This window comes from Thermodesulfatator autotrophicus (assembly GCF_001642325.1).
GTDB classification, from domain to species: Bacteria; Desulfobacterota; Thermodesulfobacteria; order Thermodesulfobacteriales; family Thermodesulfatatoraceae; genus Thermodesulfatator; species Thermodesulfatator autotrophicus.
Window position 1 is genome coordinate 28,803 of the sequence record NZ_LSFI01000017.1, and the last position, 20,827, is coordinate 49,629.

The window sequence follows — 20,827 nt, forward strand, 5'->3', positions numbered from 1 at the left end:
CTGAGACCGCTTCGCTTATCCCGAGCAGAGAGAGGGTCTCCTCGCGATGACTGGCCCACTTTGTCACTTGCGAGGCCTTGTCAGAGGCCGAAGCAATCTCAACCCGGTAATCTCAGAAACTGCTTCGCTTCGCTCGCAGTGACAAAAAAGGATGTCATTGCGAGCCACACTCCTTCCTGGTCATTGCGAGCCACGAAGTGGCGAAGCAATCTCAGATCCCTTCGCTAGCGCTCGGGACAAGGGTTATTTCAAAACAGAAGAAATCTCTCTCAAAAGGGATAGGGCTTTTTCCACCAGGTTTTCAGGCAAAGTCCCCATGCCACAGCTGGGAGTAATTAAACCTTGTTCTACTATCTGTTCTTGAGACAAATTTCCTTCTTTTCTCAGTTTATCAAAGGCGCTTTCAAGCTGTCTGGCAAGACTTTCTGCGGTACTTTCTTTAAGGGCCTCGGGTTTTAGGGTGGGAACAATGCCCCAGGCTACGTTTCCACCATTAGTGATATGCTTTGAAATGTCCTGGCTATAAAGCATAAAGCGGTCAAGATAGTCAAAGGCGTCAAAATTCAAAATATCAATACCAGCTTCAACCAAAAGGTCCCATTCGGTATTGGCACAAACATGAACCCCTGCAATACCTCCCCTTGCCTTTATTTCGTCTGTCACTTCGCCAAGAACAGTAAGGACCTCTTCTCGGCTTACTCCTACAAAACTTGACGAACCAAACCCTGCCAGCGCTGGCTCGTCAAGAAATATGATAACCGGGACTCCCAGGTCCTTTAAAAATTCCACCTGAAAGGCCGCTTTTAAGGCCACCTGTTTGGTTATAATATCTCGCAAAGTAGAATCATAAAAACAGGCCTTGCCATCTGGAGTTTTAAGGCCGGTAGCTAAAGTAAAGGGCCCGGTAACCTGCCCCTTTACCGCTAAGGGTTTAAGATCACCGAGCTTTTCTTTCAATAAAAAAAGCCCCCTGGCTTCCTCTGGCGTAAGGGCAAAGGCACTTTCAAGAACCGGTCTGCCGCCTTCTTTTACCGCCAGATATTCTTCATAAAACTGGAGCATTTGAGGTTCAAAGTCCTCACTGGTTGGGTCTATGGTGAGGTTTTCTGGTTGAAAACCTGGTAGCCCCCTTGAAAACTGGATTAACATCCCTTCTTGAGGATAAGCTGGTAACTGGGGCCAACAGGGTATTTCAGGACAATACTTTAATATCAAATCCACTACCGTTTCATGGTTCTTGCCAGGAAAACTCCCAATAAGAGTAGGGAGCAATTTTCCTTTAAACATCTTCACCTCCCAAATTTGGCTTATTTTTTACCAGAATTTTCTTTTTTGACCAGAGGACTAAAAGAAATAATTTCTGATTTTATATCCAGGTTTATTTGCGAATTTTTAAGTCCGCTATTATGTTACTAAATTGTGACTGAATTATGGCAATTTTTTGACAAAATATTTCTGTTTGAAGAGTTAGGGAAGCTTTTATTGGCCGCAGGTCTCGGGGCAATAATTGGCTATGAACGAGAAAAACATGGCCAGGCGGCAGGCTTCCGCACTAATATCATTGTAGCAACTTCTTCTTGTTTACTAATGATTCTTTCTATACTTCTGGTAGAGCGTTATGGAAGTGAATCGGCTAGCTTTTCCTTGAGACTTGACCCGGCTCGTATCCCTTCCTATGCCGTAGCAGGAATGGGTTTTTTGGGGGCTGGAGCTATCATCAAGGGTAAGGGCACAGTTAGAGGATTAACTACAGCCGCAGGCCTCTGGCTGGTAAATGCTATCGGGTTAACAGTAGGGGCAGGTGCTTATTTACTGGCTATAATTACCACGGTTATAAGTATTGTTTTTCTCTATGTATTTCGTTTGGTTTTTAGGCCTTCTTTTGTAAGAGATACTTATCGTATTTTAACTATTACCTGCACCTGCCCTGTTGAACAATTAGAAAAGGTAAAGCCAATTCTTGCGCGTTATAATATTGAAATTCAAAACGCTGACTTTTTTTATGATATAGAAAAAACTATTTATACTTTAAAACTACGCCTGCGTATGACTGACAATATCCCCCTTGAAAAGCTAGTTGGAGACATTCTCGTACTTGAGAATATAAAGCGCATCATCTGGGAAGAGGCCCCGGTACCTTAAGAAAGCTTCGTTCTTATATGGGCAGCCAGCTCTTCAGCATAAGCTTTTATCTTTTCTTCATCTTGACCTTCTACCATCACTCTATATTTTGGCTCTGTGCCAGAGGGTCTTATGAGAACACGACCCTCATCACCTAACTCTTTTTCTATCCTGGCTATTAATTCGTTTAAGCCGGCTATTTCATCTTTGGGTATCCGCTCTTTAACTTTGACGTTCACCAGAACCTGAGGATATTTTTCTACCAGATTAGCCAGTTCAGATAAGGGTCTTCCTCTCTTTTTCATAATAGCTAGTACCTGGAGGGCGGCTAATATGCCATCTCCAGTGGTAGCATAATCAAGAAAAATAATATGCCCCGATTGTTCTCCGCCCAGGTTATAGCCGTTTTCTTTCATGGCCTCCACCACAAAGCGGTCTCCCACTTTAGTTCGCAAGAGCTTTAAACCCATTTTGGCCAGGGCCTTTTCAAGACCCATATTACTCATTACCGTAGCCACCACCGTATTTCCTTTAAGAGCCCCTTCTTTTTGCATTTCTTCAGCACATAAGGCCAGAATCTGGTCCCCATCAACCACCCTTCCTTTCTCGTCAACCACAATTAAACGGTCAGCATCACCATCAAGGGCCAGCCCTATATGAGCGTGATTATCTCTCACCAGACGGGAAATATTTTCTGGATAAAGAGCTCCACAGCCGTCATTAATATTTAAGCCATTGGGCGAAACGCCAACTTTTATAACCTCTGCCCCGAGTTCTTCAAAAACAGAAGGGGCTACTTTGTAGGCTGCTCCGTTAGCGCAGTCAAGGACAATTTTTATCCCTTCAAGGTTTTCTTCCCGGGGAAAAGTATTTTTTAGATGAACCACGTAACGGCCAGGGGCGTCTTCAATACGATAAGCCTTACCAATTTTTTCATCCTCGGCCCTAAACGAAGCAATGGTATCGTTTAATACCATGTCTTCAATCTTTTCTTCTAGCTCATCAGAAAGTTTAAATCCGTCTGAACCAAAAATTTTAATACCGTTGTCGTAGTAGGGATTATGAGAAGCTGAAATAACAATTCCAGCATCACAGCGCATATCTACTGTAAGAAAGGCAATAGCAGGGGTGGGCATAGGGCCGACAAAAATAGCTTCAGCCCCCATGGAACAAAGTCCTGAAGCAATGGCATTTTCTAATAAATAGCCAGAAAGACGGGTATCTTTACCAATGAGGACTTTATGACGACTACGATGATTTTTAAAAATATGGCCTACCGCACGACCAACCTGTAAAGCTACCTCAGGAATCATAGGCCATTTGTTGGCCTTACCGCGTATGCCGTCTGTTCCAAAAAGCTTTCCCATAAGCTCCTCCATCCCTGAATTTGACTAGTCAATAATAACTTCTATCTGGCTGGGTTCAATTTTTAGGAGTTTAATTTCTGGAGGAAGTATTATTTCTACTTTAACTAAATGTTTCCCTTTACTCAGATTTTTAATATTAACCAAGGCCTTCACTTTCTTTTCATCAACAAAGGCTGTAAGTAAATTCTCTGGTCCCTCAATGACTAAATCAACGGTGTTTTGCAATAATTTGACTGGCTTTTTCTTGGCACCTACTATTTTTACCGGGAAGTCTTTAAGGTGTTTAATAACTATTTTTTCTACGATTTTTATTGCTAGTTCTACACTTTCACGCTCAGCTTTCACCAGTGGAGGTAAATCCAGAGGTACTTCACGGCGGATTTCCCCTGTAAGATTAGAAATATCCAGTGGTTTAGTTGGTATCTCCCGAATACGGAAAACAAGAGACCTAGGGCCCCTGATCTTTATCCTTGAAGGATGAACCTCTATCTTTTCCACTTTCCAGCCAGGTGGAGGGCTGCCATAGATCACCGGTTTTACCTTAACTGTCTTTTTGGCTTCTTTTTCAAGAACAATTTCCACCTGGGCAGGATTTACTTCTTTAACACTTAAACCTGCGGGTAGATTTAATTTTGAGGGCCTTATTCTTATAAAATGCCGACCTGGCCCTAAATCTTTAAGATCAAGGGTTATTATCAGGGGATTTTTTTCAAGATTTCTCAAAATACTTCTCGGGCCAGAGACTTTGACGTAAACAAAAGCCGGTGGCTCTTTCACCAGTACCAGGCCTTTGGGCACATTTACCAGCTTCAATTGAGCGGTAATCTCTTTATCAACTTTATCTTCAAGGACTACAAAAAACCAAAGAAGGATGGCAAACGCTAGCGAAAGAACCTTTAAAAATAAATTCTGGCTGAGAACTCTAAAAGGATTCATTTAAATATCTTTCTCCGCCACCATTTACTCTGGTTTTCCTCAAAACCCAATAAATTAAGTAAAAGTTGCCTGAGATTAGAGGGCTTAATATCTCTGGTTATTTTGCCACCTAAAGCCACTGAAATACTTCCAGTCTCTTCGGAAACCACAATAGCCACCGCGTCGCTTACCTCGGTAATGCCAATAGCCGCTCTATGCCTGGTTCCTAATCTACGGCTTATCTTTGGGTTGGTAGATAAGGGGAGAATAGCGCCAGCTACGGCGATACGGCCTTCTCTAATTATAACCGCTCCATCGTGTAAAGGAGAATCCTTTTGAAAAATAGATACAAGTAAGTCTCTGGTAACTCTGGCTTCAATAGGGGTTCCACTTTCTATGAATTCCCCAAGGCCGGTATTTCGTTCTATAACAATAAGAGCCCCTATCTTTTTTTCAGAAAGAGCTGTTACAGCCTTAACTATTTCTTCAATTATCTGGCTATACTCAGTGCGCGCTTTAATAAAAGGAGTTTGCCCCATTTGAATGAGAGCACGGCGAATATCATCCTGAAAGACAATGATTACCACCAGAAAGATGGAAGAAAGGAAGGTTCCCAGGAGCCAGTGAAGAGTAAGGAGTTGAAGGTTTGCCGCTACAAAATACATCATCACCAACATGGCTAAGCCAGCCGCCATTTGAACGGCCCTGGTTCCCCGAATAAGTAAAAGGATGCGGTAAAAGAGATAGGCTACAATCAGGATGTCAACAATGTCTTGCCAGCGGAGAAGACTGAGATATTGCCTGAGGAGGTCTTTCACCTAACCTCCTTTAAGGCTTCCATAACTTTTATAACATCTCTGGCCATGGCTACATTATGAACACGCACCAAATCAACGTTTTTCAAGGCAAGATAAGCCACCGCAGCCATAGTACCTGCGTCCCTTTCCTTGGCCTCTTTATTTAATATCTGTCCAATAAAAGATTTTCTTGAAGGGCCAACCAGAATAGGCAACTGGTGTCTTTTAAAATAATCAATCTCTTTGATAATTTTGAGGTTATCTTCAAAGCGTTTCCCAAAACCCAAGCCCGGGTCAATAATAATTCTATCACGAGGAATACCGGCCTTTTCGGCAAAATTTATCCTTTCTTCCAGAAAAGTACTTATTTCCGCTAAAACATCTTCGTAATAGGGATCAAGTTGCATGGTCTGAGGATTTCCCTTCATATGCATGAGGATAAGCGGGGCTCCACTTTCAGCCACTACTCTCGCCATATCATGGTCAAAACGAAGGGCACTAATATCATTTACTATATCTGCCCCAGCCTCAAGGGCTTCCTTGGCTACTTTTGCTTTATAAGTATCAATAGAAATGGGAATATCCCAGTATTTCCTGATAGCTTCAATGACCGGAATAGTTCTTTTTAATTCTTCATCTGCGGGAACTGGCTTAGCAAAAGGCCTGGTGGACTCTCCACCAACATCTATTATATCAGCCCCGGCTTCTATCATTTCTTCAGCTCTTTTAAGGGCCTGTTTAAGGTTTAAGTAAAGCCCTCCATCAGAAAAAGAATCCGGGGTGACATTTAAAATCCCAACCAGGTATGTCCTTTGGCCCCATTCAAAAACCTTGTTTCTAACCTTGAGAGGTTTAAGCATTAGAGGCTAAGCCGTCCCTTCAGCCGGTTTCTCCTGTGAAAGGCCAAGGATATTATCAATATCTTTGGCATCAAGGGTCTCTTTCTCAAGTAAAGCGTTGGCCAACCGATGAAGAAGCTCAATGTTATCTTCTAAAATCTTTTTGGCCTTGTTATAGCAAGAAAGCACTATCTCGCGAATTTCATTATCAATAGCCAGCGCGGTGGCTTCACTGTAATTTTTAATCTGAGAAAGCTCTTTACCCAGGAAAACTGGCTCGTGGCGCTGACCAAAAGATACCGGGCCTAACTTTTCACTCATACCCCACTCACAAACCATACGACGGGCAATTTCTGTGGCTCTTTCAATATCATTGCCTGCACCCGTGGTAAACTCGTTGAAAACTATCTCTTCAGCCGCCCTGCCACCTAAAAGGACCATAAGCCTTTTTAAAAGATAATCCTTGGAATAAGTGTGTCTTTCATCAAGGGGCAACTGCTGGGTAATACCTAGAGCCTGGCCACGAGGAATTATACTCACTTTATGAACTGGGTCAGTTCCAGGAAGTAGCTTGGCTACCATGGTATGCCCGGCTTCGTGATAAGCCGTAACTCTTTTCTCTTCTTCGCTGATAACAGCGGTTTTTCGCTCACGTCCCATAAGGAGTTTATCTTTGGCTTCTTCAAAATCTTCCATGGAGACCTTGTCTTTCCCTTTGCGGGCCGCAATAAGAGCCGCTTCATTTACCAGATTTTGAAGGTCTGCTCCTGTAAAACCAGGAGTTCCTTTGGCAATAACTGCTAGATCAACGTCTTCAGCTAAGGGTACTTTCTTAGTGTGAACTTTAAGAATCTTTTCTCTTCCTTTAACGTCTGGGGGAGGTACCACTACTTGGCGGTCAAAACGCCCGGGCCTCAAAAGGGCTGGATCAAGAATATCAGGACGATTAGTGGCAGCTACCACAATAATGCCTTCATTCCCTTCAAAACCATCCATCTCTACCAGTAGTTGATTCAAGGTCTGCTCACGTTCATCATGGCCTCCACCAAGGCCTGCCCCACGGTGACGGCCAACAGCGTCTATTTCGTCTATAAAAATGATACAGGGGGCATTCTTTTTGGCCTGGGTAAAAAGGTCTCTCACCCGGGCAGCGCCTACTCCCACAAACATTTCTACAAAATCAGAACCACTGATACTGAAGAAGGGTACCCCGGCTTCACCGGCAATGGCCTTGGCCAGGAGGGTTTTCCCTGTTCCTGGAGGGCCAACCAGGAGAACCCCTTTAGGAATACGCCCCCCCAGTTTGGTGAATTTATGAGGGTCTTTCAGGAACTCAATAACTTCCTGAAGCTCCTCTTTGGCTTCATCAACACCAGCTACATCATCAAAGGTTACTTTGACCTCTTCGCCAGAAACCATGCGCGCGCGACTGCGGCCAAAAGAAAAGGCTCGGCCGCTTCCTGCTTGCATCTGCCGCATGAAAAATATCCAGACTCCTACCAGCAATAACATGGGAAGCCAGGAAATCAAAAAAGAGAGATACCATGGATTTTTATCATCAGGTTTAACATTTATACGCACCCCGGCCTGGCGTAACATGGGGATTAGCTCCGTTTCTCCTTCAGGAATATAAGTTATGAAGGTTTCTTTTTTATCCGCCACCACCCCGCGAATTTCTCTACCCTTAATGGTAACCTCTGTAATCTGCCCCTTTTCCACCATAGATATAAAATCAGTATAAGATATCTCTGTGGCCTTCTGGTGTGGAGTACTTACAAAATTAAAAAGTAATATCATGGCAAGAGCGATGAGGAGCCAGATTGTTAAATTACGATAAAAGTTTCGCAATTCTTTCACCTCTAAACTTTTTTGAACGAAATTTGTTTAAATTTTAAATCTTTATGAATATTTTGCAATCGGGCAACAGTTTTTAACTTTTTATCGGAAAAAATAATATAAATTTTTCTTCATTGCACATCTAAATATATTTTGCTAAAATCAAAAAGTGTTAGGAGATGCCTATGAGCAGGAAGATTTTAATAATAGAAGATGATGACAACCTTAGAACCCAGTTAGCAGAATACCTGTCTTTAAAGGGGGGCTATCAGGTAGAAGAGGCCGAAGACGGCCTGAAGGGCCTTGAAAAGCTCAAAAATGAACCTTTTGACCTGGTAATAACCGACATAACCATGCCCTATATAAGTGGCATTGGCATCATAACTATCCTCAAAAGAGAAAATCCGGATATCCCTGTAGTAGCCATCACTGGTTACGGAGCAGAAGTAGAAAATCTAGCCCAGGAAAAAGAAGCCGATGCCGTGCTTTCTAAGCCCATTGAAACGGAAAAGATGCTTAAACTCCTGGAAGGACTTATCTCCAAAGGAGGCAAAAATGGCTCTTAAAGCTTATATCTTGATAAACACCCAGATTGGTAAAACAGCTGAAGTGGCTGAAACATTAAAAAATATGCCCGAGGTAAAAAGGCTAGACATTATTATGGGACCTTACGATATTATCGCAGAGGTAGAAACAAAAGACCACGACGAACTCTCAGACATGGTCATTAAAAAATTACAAAGCATTGATTACATCCAACATACCATGACCTGTCCGGTAATAAAAATTGAAGATTAAAAGTACTTCTCCAGAAGTGAAATGTAGTTTTCGGTAGCCCCTAAAAATTTTTTAAAGGCCTTAAATGCCAGTTCTCCCTTTTCTTGAGCCAATTTTTTTTCCTTAAAAAGTTTGTATATATCCTCAGCCAATTCCCTAGAGTTTTTCACCACCTGAGCCCCGCCCTCAGTAACCAAGGCTTTCGCTTCGTAAGAAAAATTCTCCATGTGAGGCCCAACAAGCACAGGTTTTCTAAACACCGCTGGTTCAAAGGGATTTTGGCCTCCCTTGGGGCAAAGACTTCCTCCCACAAAAGCCGCTTTTGACAGGGCATAAATGCCAAAAAGAGGGCCTATTTCATCAACTATGGTAACCAGAGCAGTATTTATAGGCTCACTGTAAAGACGAAAAGAAAGTCCTTTTTTAGATAACTGGTCCTTTATCCTGGGGATTAAAGTGAGATGCCTCGGCACTATAATAAAATGCACGTTGGGCAAAGTTCCCTTCAGAAAAAAAATAGCTTTGGCTATGGTTTCCTCTTCCCCCCGACGAACACTTCCAAAGACAAAGAGCTCTTCTGTTTGAGGGAGCTTGGAAGATATAGTGGTAAGATCAAGCTTTTTGTGTCTTTCCCAGAGAAGATCGTATTTAGCATTTCCCATTATAGAAACTTTTTCAGGCAACGCCCCAAGCAAAAGATATCTTTTTTTCTCATCAGGACCAATAACGCCGATATGCTCAAAACTTACCAGCAATTTTTTAAGGAGAGGTTTTATAAGCCGGTAGCTTTTGAAACTACGAGCAGATAAGCGGCCATTTAACACCAAAAGCTTTGTTCCTCTAGCCCGGGCTTCACATATTAAATTTGGCCATAACTCTGTCTCTATTATAGCCAAAACTTTGGGGTTTACTGAGGAAAAGGCCTTCTTAATGAAAGAAGGGACATCAAAGGGTGCGAGAGTTATAGCCACAGGGAGCCCTGCCAATAACTCTTGTGCTTTTTTAATCCCTGTATGGGTCTGCAAAGTTAGTAAGACCTTTACACCAGGATTCCGTTTTAAAAAGCCGGAAATAATGCTTGCCGCCACATTGGCCTCTCCTACCGAAGCAGCGTGAATCCAGAGGTCAGCCCTGGGGAGATTTCCCTGGCGGGTGGAGGGAAGGCCTCTGGCCTTTAAAAAGGGGGTAAACAGATGCCCTATTAGCCGATATGCCCTGAGCATTACGAATGATAACGCTGCCTCTGGGTTTCAAAAAGGGCTATGGCTCCAGCCACCGCCGCGTTAAGGGAATCTATAGGTCCACGCATGGGAATAGAGGCCAGAAAATCGCACTTTTCCTTTATTGATAGGCGCAGCCCTTTTTCTTCACTACCTATTACCCATACCAAATTAAGCTTTAAGTCCAGTTGATAAATTGTACTTTGGGCCCTGGTGTCAAGCCCGGCTATCCAAAAGTTTCTTTCTTTGAGCTTTTCAAGGGTCTGTCCTAAATTCTTGGCCTGGTGGACCAAAAGATGGAAAATGGCTCCAGCCGAAGCTTTAACCACTGTGCCGGTAATCCCTGCAGCCCTTCTTTCAGGGATAATTAAGCCGTGAGCCCCGGCTGCCACCGCGCTCCTTATTAAAGAACCCAGATTTTGCGGGTCCTGAAGACCATCTACCGCTACTATCAAGCCAAGTTCCTGGCTCTTTTTAACTTTTTCAAGGATATCTTCCAGGGAGACGTAATCAAATTCTTTAATAATTGCCACTACCCCCTGGGTTTTAGCCTCTGGAGGAAGCCCTGAGGGTGATATTTCTTTTTTTATCTTTACTGGTATGTCATTTTTGCGGGCCTTTTCCACTATTTGGTAAACACGGCCCTTTAATTCTTTTTTTTGAATGTAAATTTCTTTTATTCTGGCAGGTTGGGCGCGAAGAAATTCAAGAACGGGATTAATCCCCCAGATAATTTCAGCCATCTAAAAGAACCTCATGATAAGGTCACTTCGGCGGAAAGTGCGCTGCCTTTCGGCCTTTAATATAGAGTAGAGTTTATCAAGAGCGTCTTCTAAGACATCATTTACAACTAAATAGTCAAAGGCCTGGGCCTTGGCTATCTCTTCCTTAGCTGCAGAAAGCCTTATTTCAAGTTCTCTCTGGTCTTCAGTGCCACGTTTTTTAAGACGCCTTTCAAGCTCTTCAAAAGAAGGGGGCAAAACGAAAACCAACACCGCTTCGCGGCCAAGCTTCTCCCTAATCTGAAAAGCTCCCTGGACATCTATATCAAGTAAAACGTCTTTTCCCGATGAGACAGCCTCTTTCACCTGTTCAAGAGAAGTGCCGTAGTAATTACCGTGAACTTCAGCCCACTCCAGAAAAACTTCTTCTTTTATCATTTTTTGAAAGGTATCTCTGTCAACAAAGAAATAATCAAAGCCGTTTTTTTCGTTAGGACGTGGAGGCCTGGTAGTATAAGAAATAGAAAAAGAAATTTCTGGGTCAAGAGAAAGTAATCGCCGACAAAGGGTAGTTTTGCCGGCCCCAGAAGGGGCCGAAACCACTAAGACTAAACCTTTTCTCATAGTTATTTACCAGAGCCTTTGCTTTCGCACTCTTCGCCGTCTTCATGGTTAACTTTAAGTAAATCAGAGGCAAGACGCTGGGAAATGGTCTCTGCCTGAATAGCAGAAAGGATGACGTGATTACTGTCAGTAATAATGATGGAGCGAGTTCTGCGGCCCTGGGTGGCATCAATAAGACGTTTTGACTCACGGGCTTCTTCACGAAGCCTTTTCATGGGAGCAGAATTGGGGTTAACTATAGCGATAATGCGTTCCGCTACCACGGAATTACCAAACCCAATGTTCAATAGACGGCATTTACAGCTCATAACTGTTCCTCCAAAATTTTCTAAATTTCGCCAGAAATTTTAACCAAACACCTAAAAAATGTCAACATATGAAAATTTTACTTAAATTATTCGATATTTTGAAGCTGTTCACGTATTTTCTCTAGGGAGCATTTCACCTCCACTGCCAGCTGGGATATCTCGGCGTTAGCAGCTTTGTTAGAAAGAGTATTTATTTCACGGAACATTTCCTGAACCAAAAAGTCCAGTTTACGACCATGGGGGCCGGGCTCTTCCAGGGTCTTTAAAAACTGTTTCAGGTGACTTTTTAGGCGATCTAGCTCTTCGGTAAAGTCTGTCCTGTCGGCAAGTATTACTACCTCCTGGTGCAGGCGTAAGGGGTCAAGCTCTTTGTCCGAAAGAAGTTTTTTAATACGTTCTTCAAGACGTTCTTTAGCCATTAAAAAGGCCTCTTCGCGTTTTTCTTCTATTTTTTTCAAGAGGCCTTCTAGCTTTGAAAGCTGTTCTCTAATAACCCTTTCCAAGAATGTCCCTTCTTCTCTTCTCATATTAGCCAGCTGGTCAAGGGCCTGGTTTAAAGCCGGGGCTAGCTCGTTCCAGAGGGTTTCAAGGTCTTCCTCGGCTTCTAAGGCCTGAAATACCTCTCGCATACGTAGCAAATCCCTGGTTTCTACCTCACCACTTAACCCCAAAGCTACTTTTAAGTAGCGCAGGCCTTCTACGTATTGACGGGCAAGGGTCTCATTAAAGCTTAAACTCTGGGCTGCCGGCGGACTTCCCACCAGTTGCACGTATATATCAAATCTTCCCCTCAAAAACTTTTCTCTGACAGCTCTTCTCACCCTTTCTTCAAGGGCCTGGTAACGCCTGGGAAGTTTGGCCACTATTTCTAGAAAACGATGATTCACACTTTTTATTTCCACGCGAAGGGACCAGGTGTCTCTTATCTCTTCAGCTCGGCCAAAGCCTGTCATACTTTTCAAACTCATTATTTTCCTCCTTTTCTCCCTTTTGAGGCTTCCATTTTAATGGTAAATAAGCACTATGCGATATCTACGTTCTAAAAGGCCTGACCCTACACGTCTTATAGAAGAAAAAATAGACACTGCCAAAGAAATTTTTATAGTCTGGGGTGATAGATTACTTAAAGACCCAGAGATTGCTCCCCTTCTTCCTAAATATGTAAAAGCGGTGGAAAACTCTAACCAGGCCATGGAAGAAGCGGGAACTTTCCACGAATGTTATGTGTGCACTGTTCTTGAGGGTAAAGGGTGTTGCAAAATCGGCCTTGAAAATGAATGCACGGTCTTAATTCTGCTCTTAAACCTTATGCTTGGAGAGGATTTTCCTGAAGAAAGAGAGGTCCCCGGGAGATGTTTTTTTGTAGGGCCAAGAGGGTGCAAAATTTTGGCCCGCCCCATGTTGTGCAGAGATTATTTTTGCCTTAGACATCTAAATATGCTCTCTGACAAAGAAATGGCCCATATAACCCAGGTCTTAAACGAAGAACTAACCCTTTTACATCGTCTAACTTCACTTATACGTGAAAGGCTGGAAGACTGGACAGGAAAGTTCCTGTTAGAATACGACCTTACTGGTTATTAGGAGGTTCTATGAAAAGGCTAAATTTATTAATTCTTCTGTTGGCAGGCTTGTTTATTTTTTCTTGTGCAAAAAAAGAGATACCTACAGGCATTGAAGAAGAAGCGCCACCACCTCCTGCCGTAAAAGAAGAGCCCCACCCTGCAGTAATACCCTCTGAAGAAGCCCAACTTCCTCCTGAAGAGTCGGCCAAGCCCTCAGAACCACCTCTTTTTGAAGAAGTAGGCCTTGAGCCTCAAAGCCCAGAGTGGATAGATGCCCACCGTGAAGAACTTTTAATCTATGGGCGCAGCACCAGGCCTTTTAAGGCTATCTTTTTTGATTTTGATTCCTATTACATTCGTGAGGACATGAAAAGCCGTTTGCAGGAAAATGCCCGCTTTCTCCTGGAAAATCCAGAAATAAAAGTAGAACTTCAAGGGAATTGTGATGAGCGCGGCTCAAGCGAATATAACCTGGCCCTTGGAGAAAGAAGGGCCCTTGCGGTTAAACGTTACCTGGTAAATCTCGGTATTTCTCCTGATAGGCTAATCACCGTTAGTTTTGGCGAAGAAAGGCCCCTTGACCCCAGACATAACGAAGAAGCCTGGGCGCTTAACCGACGGGTGGATTTTGTGATAATTAAAAATAACTCAAATATTAAAACAGATTAGGAGGTTTTATGAAAAGATTAGCAGTTTTGATGATTTTTGGAATCTTCATTTTTAGTGCAGTTAGTTGGGCTGGAGAATTAAAAATTGGAGTAGTAGATATACAAACGGTAGTTAGAAGTTCTCAGGCTGGCCAGGAAGCCCTTAAAAAACTTCAGGCCAAATTTGAAATACTAAGGGCCAAACTCCAGAAAAAAGAAGAGGAAATACGTAATTTTAAGGCTGAACTGGAAAAGAAAGCACCTCTTCTATCTCCAGAGGCCCGCAAAGAAAAAGAAAGAGAATACCAAAAAATGCTAAGAGAATATCAGGCCGCCAGAGAAGACGCTCAATTTGAAATGAAACAGGAAGAAGAAAAGGCCTTAAAGCCCATCATGCAGGATCTGGACAAAATTATTAAAGATATGGCCCAAAAAGAAGGCTATGACCTTATCCTTGAAAAGAGAATGCCTGGACTTTACTGGGCTGCTAAAGAAATAGACATAACCCAGCATTTAATTGAACTTTACGACAAATATTGGACCTCCCAGAAAAAATAATGATTTTGGCGGGAGATATAGGCGGGACCAAGACCTTACTGGCTATTTATGAGCTAACTGGCCCCGCCAGGCCCAAAAAAATGCGCTTATTTTCCACCAAAAGTTTTTCCAGCATAAAAACTCTCTTAAACACATATATTTCAGAAATTAAGATTAGACCTACCTGTATTTCTCTGGGAGTGGCTGGCCCGGTAATAAAAGGCCAGGTAAACATGGTAAACGTAGGCTGGCGTTTCACCGTAAAAGACCTGAAAAGAAAATTCAATTTATCCCGGGTGTTTTTACTAAATGACCTTGAAGCTCTGGCCTATTCCCTTCCTTTTCTTTCTAAAAAACATTTTATCCCTATCAAATCCGGCCGGGTTGATAAAAAGGGAAACCTGGCAATTATTGCTGCAGGCACAGGCCTTGGCGAAGCGTTGTTAATCAGAAAGGAGGGCTCTAATTTTCCAGTAGCCACGGAGGGTGGACACGCGGATTTTGCCCCCTGGAATGAACTTACCTATAGGCTTCACGCCCATCTTTCCCAAAAATTTGGCCATGTGAGCTGGGAAAGAGTAGCTTCAGGCCCAGGTATTGAAAACATTTATGAATTTCTCTGTAAAGAAGAAGGTCTTAGCCCGGGTCTTTCTTCGGCCAAAGAAATCGGCCAGGCCGGCCTTACAGGGAAAGACCCCCTGGCAGAAAAGGCCCTTGAACTATTTTTTTACGCCTACGGTGCTGAGGCTGGCAATCTGGCTCTTAAAAGCCTTGCTACTGGAGGGGTTTTTATAGGCGGAGGGATTGCTCCCAAGCTTTTATCCTTTTTTGAAAGAGGAATTTTTGAGGAAGCTTTTTTAGCCAAAGGAAGGCATAAAACATTTCTTGAAAATATTCCCATCTGGCTGGTTAACCATCCTTACTCTGTGCTTCAAGGCGCGGCCCTATGGGCAAAACACCAATTAATAAAAGCACAAGGAAGAGGTAATGAATTTTTTAGCTAGTACACTTTTATGGCTGGCCTATCTCCTTTTAGCCGCTCACTTTTGGCGCCATGCCCAGATAGAATTGGCCTTAATCCTCACTTTGTTGCCCTTTTCATTAATAATAAAAAAATGGCCAGTCCGCTTGATTTTAAGCCTGGGGCTTCTAATTGGAGTAGCACTTTGGGTTAAGACATTTTATTACCTAAAAATATTTTACGCGGTACATAATCTACCTTTTTTAAAAACTGGTTTTATTTTGGGTGGAGTGATTGCTTTAACTTTATTAGCCTCGTTGTTTAACATATACCAAGCTCTCAAGCACAGATCTTCTCAAACCTAGATGCCTCAAGAACAACAAACCTTTAAGAAAATAGCCTCAGGTGCACGAGCCGTAACCATAGCCGTGTTACTAAGCCGCCTCCTTGGTTTAGTGCGTGAACAAGTTTTGGCGGGTTTTTTTGGCGCCGGGCTCCAGATGGATGCCTACGTGGTGGCCTACCGTATTCCCAACCTATTAAGAGACCTTCTGGCTGAAGGGGCTCTTGCCACCGCCTTTGTTACTGTCTTTACCCAGCACAAAGAAAAATATGGCCTTGAAAAAACCTGGCGCCTGGCAGGAAAGGCTCTGGGAACGGTCCTTATCCTGGTTGTTTTCTTAGTAATTCTGGGAGAGATCTTTACACCTTATCTTGTGGCCTTACTGGCTCCCGGTTTTAAGGCCAATCCTTACAAATTTGAGTTAGCCACTTTTCTTACCCGTATTATGTTCCCTTTCCTGGCCTTAATTAGTGTTTCCGCAGTAATTGCCGGCATGTTAAACGCCCTTGGCACTTTCTTTTTACCAGCGGCTTCCTCAGCTGTTTTTAACCTGGTTTCTATTTTAACGGGAATTAGTCTCTATTTTGTTTTCACCAACGCAGGAAATACCCCCATTGTCGCCATGGCTATCGGGGTGGTGATAGGGGGAGCGGCCCAGGTTGGTGTGCAAATACCTGCTCTCTGGCAAAAAGGTTTTCGTTTTAAACTTTCTTTTGCTCCTAAGGACCCTTATGTCAGACAAATATTTAAGCTTATGGCCCCAGCGGTAATAGGCCTTTCAGCGGTGCAGTTAAATATTTTTATCAACACTTACTTTGCCTCTTTATGTGAAGAAGGCTCGCTTTCCTGGCTTTCTTATGCTTTCAGGCTCATGTATGTACCTCTGGGGCTTTTTGGAGTAGCACTGGCCACCGCTATTCTTCCCGTAGTTTCAGCACAGGCTGCCCAAAAAGATTTAACACGCCTTCGTTCTACTTATTTTTCAGCGGTGCTTATGGCCCAATCTCTAGCCCTTCCTTCTGCCGTGGGCCTTATTATTCTGGCTCAACCAATTGTCAAAGTGATTTTTGAACGTGGAAAATTTGGCCCAGAAGACACCTTAGCCACCGCCACCGCCCTTTGTCTCTTCTCTCTTTCTCTTCCGGCTTATGCTCTCACCAAGGTCACAGCGCCTCTCTTTTACGCCCTGCATAGACCTAAAATTCCCATGCTTTCAAGCTTTCTTTCTGTGGGGGTAAACCTTTTTACCGTGGTAAGCCTAATTAAATCTCTTGGCTTTAAGGCGGTAGCTTTAGGCATGAGCCTTGGTATAGTGGCCCAGGCCCTATTCCAGCTATTTGTTCTTGTTAGAACCCTAAAGGGGATAAACTATTATGGAATAATAAATGGCTTAAGCCGTATTCTTATAGCTACCACCGGCCTGGGACTGCTCGCTTTTTACGGGGCAAAGCATATTGAAAACCTTTCTGGGCCAAATTTTGTTTTTGGCCTTTTGGGCTTGATCAGCCTCTGTGCTGCCTTTTATTTTAGCCTAATAAAGCTCCTTGGCCCTGAAGAAGGTCTTTATCTCTTTAAACTTCGCCCTAGGCGGTAACCGCGTTAAAACCCAGCTCAAAGGCCTTAAGGTTGGCTTCCAAAAACTGGGGCTTAACTGTGCTTTTAATAGCTTCAACCATATCTTCTTTACTGAAAGGTAAAATCCCGGTTCCTGTCAAGGCCCCAAGGGTTACCACGTTTAAAGCCCGGCTGGTACCAGCCTCTCTGGCAAGTTGTTCTCCTGGGAAGAGATAAACTTTATTAAAAAGCTCTTTCAGTTTTTCAAAAAGAGGTGGAAGCTCTGGGTATTTAGCAAAGCCATCTTTTACAATTTGAGGGACAACCGGGTCTGTGCTTGAAACAATTACCGTCCCTTTACGGGTGCGAGGGAGCGCTCTTAAAGTCTCTACTGGTTCAAGCCCTACCAGCACATCTGCCTCGCCTTTGGCAATAAGAGGACTTTTTATTCCCCCCATAACAATGTTTGTTTCAACTACACCACCACGCTGGGCCATACCATGAACTTCTGACATAGCTACTGGAATATCAGCCTTGAGGCAGGCTTCCCCTAAAATTTTAGAAAAAAGAAGTATCCCCTGCCCTCCTACTCCCACGGTTAAAATACGAAGTTTTTTCATGCGTGTCCTCCCGCAGTTACTTTTTCTTGGCCAAACGAGCCCGGTAAAGTACACACGGCGCCTTGGCTATAATCACCGAAAGCTCATTTTTTTCAAGAATAGGGCGCACTGCTTCTTTAGCCTTTTCTTTCTGATAAGGATTTATGGTAACCACATTTTTGACCCCTAAGGCCTTAACCACTTCAGCAATGTCTATTCTGGGCCGATCTTCAAGAACTTTAGGCCGCAGTTCCTGGGAAGGAACTGGCTGGTGGCCGGTCATAGCGGTGGTTTCGTTATCAAGTACCACCAAGGTAAAGTTATGTTTATTGAAAACCGCGCTGGCTAAAGGAGAAAGCCCGGCGTGGAAAAAGGTGGAATCACCTATAAAAGAGACTATGCGCTGGTCAGTAGCCACCGAAAAACCACAGGGAGATCCAACACTTGAACCCATGCAGATAAGATAATCAGCCATTTGAATAGGCGGTAAAATACCCAGGGTGTAACAGCCAATATCAGTGGGGAAGATAGTATTTTCAAGCTGGCCCAAGTCTTTTAAGACATCCTTGATCACGTTATAGGTCTCGCGATGAGGACAACCAGGGCAAAGCGTAGGGGGCCTTGGTGGAAGGTCTGGCACCCAGGAAACATCAGGGGTCTCAGGTTGAGGCAAATCTAGAGAAAATGCTCTGGCTATGGCCTCTTTAACCTGGCCCGGATCAAACTCAAAATAACGGGGAAGATGACCAGAATATTTACCAAGTATATCTACTTTAAACCCTTCTCTTTGAGCTACTACTCTGGCAGCCTCTTCAAGGTAAGGCTCAAGTTCTTCTACTACGAGGACCTTTTCTACCTGACTTAAAAATTCGGCTATAAGTTTAGTTGGCCAGGGATGGGTAAAACCAAGGGTCAATACCCTAATTTTTTCATCAATGTTTAATTCCTGAAAGGCATCGTAAACATAATTAGCCGCCACACTGCTGGTGATGATACCTAAAGTGCCGTTTCCGTAAACAAAGTTCCAGGAAGCACTTTCAGCCAAAGTTTCGGCTTCTTTCATCTTTTCAAGGAGTACTTTGTGTCTTTCCCTGGCTACAGCTGGGATAGGCACCCAGCGGCGGATATCTTTTTCAAATTTTCCTTTAACTGGTTTATCATAGGAGGGCATTTCTCCTACTTTTACAACTCCTCTGGCATGAGACACTCTAGTAGTCGTACGCAAAAGCACTGGAAGCTCAAGCTTTTCAGAAAGTTCAAAAGCAAAACGGGTCATCTGGTAAGCTTCTTCAGGGGTAGCAGGCTCAAGTAATGGGAGACCTGAGAGCCTGGCATAGTAGCGGCTATCCTGTTCGTTCTGGCTAGAGTGGCAGGAAGGATCATCTGCCACCACAATTACCATGCCACCTTGTACTCCAATGTAGGCAAGAGTCATCAGGGCATCAGCGGCTACATTTAAACCGACGTGCTTCATACAGGTGAGACTTCTTAAGCCAGAGGCCGCAGCGGCAGCGGCTACCTCGGTAGCTACCTTTTCATTGGTAGAGAATTCAAAATAAAGCCCGGGTAATTCATGCTGTATCTGAAACAGGTTATTGCCAATCTCAGAGGAAGGGGTCCCTGGATAGGCGGCGCCTATCTTTAGGCCTGCCTCTAAGGCTCCTCTAACAATAGCTTCGTTTCCTAATAAAAGGAGTTTTTGGCCTGGTTTGGCTTCTACCAGTGGATGCATAATTAAACCTCCCGCCAATAGTTAGAAAGGTATTACCTGGCGGGAGGCTAAATGGCAAGAGCAATTTTAAATAAGTTGAGCTTTACGCCAGCCCTCTTCTTTAAGACGAGCCATTCTAGCGTTAGCCCAATCCCTCAACTCTTTGAAATAACGATGAGGATCTTCCTTAAGAATAGCCACGATAGCTTCTTTTTCGTTTTTTATGTCTTCTAATTCGCCTGGGTAAAGCTCCTTCCAGGTGGCGTAGCCCTCATCAAAAAGAAAAGCGGGAGTTACTTTTTCTGCGGGAATACCAAGTTTGGCTACAGCCATAAAACGGGCAAGTTCCATATCATACTCAATAATCCAGCCGTTATCCCAAATCATGGTGGATTCATTAAGTTCTATTTCAGAAGAACAGCGCGGGCAGTAGAGGCTAAAAATAACTTCTTGTGGCATAATATTGTCTCTCAGGTTAAAACTTGCCTCTTTTTGCCCGCATTCACAGCGTATTTTGACTTCCATACACATAAAAAACACCTCTATTCTTCTTTTTTCATGGTGCCCTGCTCTCCACATTTAGGGCACTTACGGGGCTTACAACGGCCTTCTTTAGTGGCACCGCACTTTTCACAACGAAAAACTGCCATAGTTACACCTCCTTTCTTTTACAGTCTGCACAAACTCCGCGGAAAATTATTTCACATTCTTTTATTTCAAATTGTTTTTGGTGTTCCCCAGGAAGTGTTATTTGAAAATCTTCAAAAATATCATAGACCCTATGACACCTTTCACAAATAAAATGGTGGTGAGGGGAAGGGTTAGGGTCAAAACGCTTTTTCCCAGGTTCAATACTCAACTCCCGTATGAGGCCCTTCTCTTTTAAGGCCTCTAAAGTGTTATAAACGGTAGCAAAAGACATACTGGGAAATTTACCTTCCACATGGCGATAAATATCTTCCGCTGAAGGATGAGAAGTATTTCCTTCTAAATACTCCAAAATAGCAAGCCTTTGAGGAGTCATCTTAAGCCCTAGCTTACGATAATGTTCAATTTTTTCTCTGGTCACAGTTATCACCTCATAAATTTTTTTTGTTTAGATTGGCTCTAAGATAATAAAAAATTTTCATTTTGCAAGTTTTGAAAGGGACAGGCAAAACATCTTTAGCGCTGCTTAAAACTAACCGATAAAAGGGACAGGCAAACTTTTAAAAGGAGGTTTCGTTATGCCACGCATACCTAGATTTTTTATGAACGACCCAAAAGCGGCTTATCACGTCATCTCCCGCACGGCCCTTCCAGGCCACCACGTCCTTGGCCAGGAAGAAAAAGACTATCTCCTTAACCTCATCTGCTGGCTCTCTCAGGTCTATTTCGTGGAAGT

At 43.4% G+C, this 20,827-nt stretch carries 25 protein-coding genes; 9 read left to right on the forward strand and 16 right to left on the reverse strand.

All coding sequences use genetic code 11. The annotated features are described in order from the left end of the window. Positions 1-243: 243 nt before the first annotated feature. The gene (locus TH606_RS04495; RefSeq protein ID WP_068541679.1) at positions 244-1,287 is read right to left on the reverse strand and encodes a uroporphyrinogen decarboxylase/cobalamine-independent methonine synthase family protein; all 1,044 of its coding nucleotides are present in this window, start codon (positions 1,285-1,287) and stop codon (positions 244-246) included. A gap of 132 nt (positions 1,288-1,419) precedes the next feature. On the opposite strand from TH606_RS04495, the gene TH606_RS04500 reads away from it, so the two are divergent. Then, entirely contained in the window at positions 1,420-2,142 is a 723-nt protein-coding gene (locus tag TH606_RS04500) for an MgtC/SapB family protein (protein WP_197460508.1), read from the forward strand. On the opposite strand, the gene glmM is transcribed toward TH606_RS04500, so the two are convergent. From glmM to ftsH, 5 genes are read right to left on the reverse strand one after another with little or no spacing between them, the layout of a single operon-like run. Further along, complete coding sequence (glmM, locus tag TH606_RS04505; protein WP_068541681.1) at positions 2,139-3,488, reverse strand: phosphoglucosamine mutase; 1,350 nt, start codon at positions 3,486-3,488, stop codon at positions 2,139-2,141. The two genes, TH606_RS04500 and glmM, sit on opposite strands and share 4 nt — an antisense overlap. A gap of 24 nt (positions 3,489-3,512) precedes the next feature. Beyond that, complete coding sequence (locus TH606_RS04510; RefSeq protein WP_068541683.1) at positions 3,513-4,424, reverse strand: CdaR family protein; 912 nt, start codon at positions 4,422-4,424, stop codon at positions 3,513-3,515. Beyond that, on the reverse strand, positions 4,421-5,221 hold the full coding sequence (gene cdaA / locus TH606_RS04515) for a diadenylate cyclase CdaA (RefSeq protein ID WP_068541685.1): 801 nt from the start codon (positions 5,219-5,221) through the stop codon (positions 4,421-4,423). Before cdaA ends, TH606_RS04510 begins: the two co-directional genes overlap by 4 nt. Continuing rightward, complete coding sequence (gene folP, locus TH606_RS04520; protein WP_068541687.1) at positions 5,218-6,060, reverse strand: dihydropteroate synthase; 843 nt, start codon at positions 6,058-6,060, stop codon at positions 5,218-5,220. The genes cdaA and folP overlap by 4 nt, the downstream gene beginning before the upstream one ends. A gap of 6 nt (positions 6,061-6,066) precedes the next feature. Next, complete coding sequence (gene ftsH, locus TH606_RS04525; RefSeq protein ID WP_082863515.1) at positions 6,067-7,887, reverse strand: ATP-dependent zinc metalloprotease FtsH; 1,821 nt, start codon at positions 7,885-7,887, stop codon at positions 6,067-6,069. 173 nt (positions 7,888-8,060) lie between these two features. Between ftsH and TH606_RS04530 the strand changes: the two genes are divergently transcribed. Next, complete coding sequence (locus tag TH606_RS04530; protein ID WP_068541689.1) at positions 8,061-8,441, forward strand: response regulator; 381 nt, start codon at positions 8,061-8,063, stop codon at positions 8,439-8,441. Continuing rightward, positions 8,431-8,673, forward strand: coding sequence for an Lrp/AsnC family transcriptional regulator (locus TH606_RS04535; RefSeq protein WP_068541691.1), 243 nt, complete (start codon positions 8,431-8,433; stop codon positions 8,671-8,673). Before TH606_RS04530 ends, TH606_RS04535 begins: the two co-directional genes overlap by 11 nt. Here TH606_RS04535 and TH606_RS04540 read toward each other — a convergent pair. From TH606_RS04540 to TH606_RS04560, 5 genes are all read right to left on the reverse strand, one after another. Further along, positions 8,670-9,875, reverse strand: coding sequence for a 3-deoxy-D-manno-octulosonic acid transferase (locus tag TH606_RS04540; protein WP_068541693.1), 1,206 nt, complete (start codon positions 9,873-9,875; stop codon positions 8,670-8,672). The two genes, TH606_RS04535 and TH606_RS04540, sit on opposite strands and share 4 nt — an antisense overlap. Beyond that, positions 9,875-10,615: a 23S rRNA (guanosine(2251)-2'-O)-methyltransferase RlmB gene (gene rlmB, locus TH606_RS04545; protein ID WP_068541694.1), complete on the reverse strand. Its 741-nt coding sequence runs from the start codon at positions 10,613-10,615 to the stop codon at positions 9,875-9,877. Before rlmB ends, TH606_RS04540 begins: the two co-directional genes overlap by 1 nt. After that, the gene (gene gmk, locus TH606_RS04550; protein ID WP_068541696.1) at positions 10,616-11,218 is read right to left on the reverse strand and encodes a guanylate kinase; all 603 of its coding nucleotides are present in this window, start codon (positions 11,216-11,218) and stop codon (positions 10,616-10,618) included. 2 nt (positions 11,219-11,220) lie between these two features. Next, on the reverse strand, positions 11,221-11,526 hold the full coding sequence (locus TH606_RS04555; RefSeq protein WP_068541698.1) for a DUF370 domain-containing protein: 306 nt from the start codon (positions 11,524-11,526) through the stop codon (positions 11,221-11,223). Positions 11,527-11,612: 86 nt separating this feature from the next. Continuing rightward, positions 11,613-12,494 (reverse strand): YicC/YloC family endoribonuclease, encoded by an 882-nt coding sequence (locus tag TH606_RS04560; protein ID WP_068541700.1) that lies wholly within the window; start codon positions 12,492-12,494, stop codon positions 11,613-11,615. A gap of 55 nt (positions 12,495-12,549) precedes the next feature. Between TH606_RS04560 and TH606_RS04565 the strand changes: the two genes are divergently transcribed. Genes TH606_RS04565 through murJ form a run of 6 tightly spaced genes read left to right on the forward strand, consistent with a single transcriptional unit; the run spans position 12,550 to position 17,173 of the window. Next, entirely contained in the window at positions 12,550-13,110 is a 561-nt protein-coding gene (locus tag TH606_RS04565; protein ID WP_068541701.1) for a hypothetical protein, read from the forward strand. Positions 13,111-13,118: 8 nt separating this feature from the next. Continuing rightward, on the forward strand, positions 13,119-13,760 hold the full coding sequence (gene pal / locus TH606_RS04570) for a peptidoglycan-associated lipoprotein Pal (protein WP_068541703.1): 642 nt from the start codon (positions 13,119-13,121) through the stop codon (positions 13,758-13,760). An 8-nt stretch (positions 13,761-13,768) separates the two neighbouring features. Further along, positions 13,769-14,296: an OmpH family outer membrane protein gene (locus TH606_RS04575; RefSeq protein WP_068541705.1), complete on the forward strand. Its 528-nt coding sequence runs from the start codon at positions 13,769-13,771 to the stop codon at positions 14,294-14,296. Next, positions 14,296-15,279 carry a glucokinase gene (glk, locus tag TH606_RS04580; protein WP_068541707.1) on the forward strand — a complete coding sequence of 328 codons (984 nt, stop codon included), beginning with the start codon at positions 14,296-14,298 and terminating at the stop codon, positions 15,277-15,279. The genes TH606_RS04575 and glk overlap by 1 nt, the downstream gene beginning before the upstream one ends. Next, positions 15,263-15,601, forward strand: coding sequence for a hypothetical protein (locus tag TH606_RS04585; RefSeq protein ID WP_068541709.1), 339 nt, complete (start codon positions 15,263-15,265; stop codon positions 15,599-15,601). Before glk ends, TH606_RS04585 begins: the two co-directional genes overlap by 17 nt. Then, a complete protein-coding gene (gene murJ, locus TH606_RS04590; protein ID WP_068541712.1) occupies positions 15,602-17,173 on the forward strand; it encodes a murein biosynthesis integral membrane protein MurJ in 1,572 nt (523 codons plus the stop codon). Here the strand turns inward: murJ and TH606_RS04595 are convergent. The 5 genes from TH606_RS04595 to TH606_RS04615 form a co-directional block, all read right to left on the reverse strand. Then, positions 17,163-17,753 (reverse strand): indolepyruvate oxidoreductase subunit beta, encoded by a 591-nt coding sequence (locus tag TH606_RS04595; RefSeq protein ID WP_068541713.1) that lies wholly within the window; start codon positions 17,751-17,753, stop codon positions 17,163-17,165. The two genes, murJ and TH606_RS04595, sit on opposite strands and share 11 nt — an antisense overlap. A gap of 16 nt (positions 17,754-17,769) precedes the next feature. Next, entirely contained in the window at positions 17,770-19,464 is a 1,695-nt protein-coding gene (iorA, locus tag TH606_RS04600; RefSeq protein ID WP_068541715.1) for an indolepyruvate ferredoxin oxidoreductase subunit alpha, read from the reverse strand. A 66-nt stretch (positions 19,465-19,530) separates the two neighbouring features. Beyond that, positions 19,531-19,968 (reverse strand): hypothetical protein, encoded by a 438-nt coding sequence (locus tag TH606_RS04605; protein ID WP_231887738.1) that lies wholly within the window; start codon positions 19,966-19,968, stop codon positions 19,531-19,533. 17 nt (positions 19,969-19,985) lie between these two features. Then, positions 19,986-20,093: an RCKP-type rubredoxin-like domain-containing protein gene (locus tag TH606_RS04610; protein WP_022852340.1), complete on the reverse strand. Its 108-nt coding sequence runs from the start codon at positions 20,091-20,093 to the stop codon at positions 19,986-19,988. 2 nt (positions 20,094-20,095) lie between these two features. After that, a complete protein-coding gene (locus tag TH606_RS04615; protein ID WP_082863517.1) occupies positions 20,096-20,512 on the reverse strand; it encodes a Fur family transcriptional regulator in 417 nt (138 codons plus the stop codon). Positions 20,513-20,827 lie beyond the last annotated feature (315 nt).

Bases quoted from the DNA above. Each gene is read 5' to 3' on its own strand.
- TH606_RS04495 (WP_068541679.1), bottom strand. From the start codon at position 1,287: ATGTTTAAAGGAAAATTGCTCCCTACTCTTATTGGGAGTTTTCCTGGC.
- glmM (WP_068541681.1), bottom strand. From the start codon at position 3,488: ATGGGAAAGCTTTTTGGAACAGACGGCATACGCGGTAAGGCCAACAAA.
- TH606_RS04510 (WP_068541683.1), bottom strand. From the start codon at position 4,424: ATGAATCCTTTTAGAGTTCTCAGCCAGAATTTATTTTTAAAGGTTCTT.
- folP (WP_068541687.1), bottom strand. From the start codon at position 6,060: ATGCTTAAACCTCTCAAGGTTAGAAACAAGGTTTTTGAATGGGGCCAA.
- TH606_RS04530 (WP_068541689.1), top strand. From the start codon at position 8,061: ATGAGCAGGAAGATTTTAATAATAGAAGATGATGACAACCTTAGAACC.
- TH606_RS04535 (WP_068541691.1), top strand. From the start codon at position 8,431: ATGGCTCTTAAAGCTTATATCTTGATAAACACCCAGATTGGTAAAACA.
- TH606_RS04540 (WP_068541693.1), bottom strand. From the start codon at position 9,875: ATGCTCAGGGCATATCGGCTAATAGGGCATCTGTTTACCCCCTTTTTA.
- rlmB (WP_068541694.1), bottom strand. From the start codon at position 10,615: ATGGCTGAAATTATCTGGGGGATTAATCCCGTTCTTGAATTTCTTCGC.
- gmk (WP_068541696.1), bottom strand. From the start codon at position 11,218: ATGAGAAAAGGTTTAGTCTTAGTGGTTTCGGCCCCTTCTGGGGCCGGC.
- TH606_RS04555 (WP_068541698.1), bottom strand. From the start codon at position 11,526: ATGAGCTGTAAATGCCGTCTATTGAACATTGGGTTTGGTAATTCCGTG.
- TH606_RS04560 (WP_068541700.1), bottom strand. From the start codon at position 12,494: ATGAGTTTGAAAAGTATGACAGGCTTTGGCCGAGCTGAAGAGATAAGA.
- TH606_RS04565 (WP_068541701.1), top strand. From the start codon at position 12,550: ATGCGATATCTACGTTCTAAAAGGCCTGACCCTACACGTCTTATAGAA.
- pal (WP_068541703.1), top strand. From the start codon at position 13,119: ATGAAAAGGCTAAATTTATTAATTCTTCTGTTGGCAGGCTTGTTTATT.
- TH606_RS04575 (WP_068541705.1), top strand. From the start codon at position 13,769: ATGAAAAGATTAGCAGTTTTGATGATTTTTGGAATCTTCATTTTTAGT.
- glk (WP_068541707.1), top strand. From the start codon at position 14,296: ATGATTTTGGCGGGAGATATAGGCGGGACCAAGACCTTACTGGCTATT.
- TH606_RS04585 (WP_068541709.1), top strand. From the start codon at position 15,263: ATGAATTTTTTAGCTAGTACACTTTTATGGCTGGCCTATCTCCTTTTA.
- murJ (WP_068541712.1), top strand. From the start codon at position 15,602: ATGCCTCAAGAACAACAAACCTTTAAGAAAATAGCCTCAGGTGCACGA.
- TH606_RS04595 (WP_068541713.1), bottom strand. From the start codon at position 17,753: ATGAAAAAACTTCGTATTTTAACCGTGGGAGTAGGAGGGCAGGGGATA.
- iorA (WP_068541715.1), bottom strand. From the start codon at position 19,464: ATGCATCCACTGGTAGAAGCCAAACCAGGCCAAAAACTCCTTTTATTA.
- TH606_RS04605 (WP_231887738.1), bottom strand. From the start codon at position 19,968: ATGGAAGTCAAAATACGCTGTGAATGCGGGCAAAAAGAGGCAAGTTTT.
- TH606_RS04610 (WP_022852340.1), bottom strand. From the start codon at position 20,093: ATGGCAGTTTTTCGTTGTGAAAAGTGCGGTGCCACTAAAGAAGGCCGT.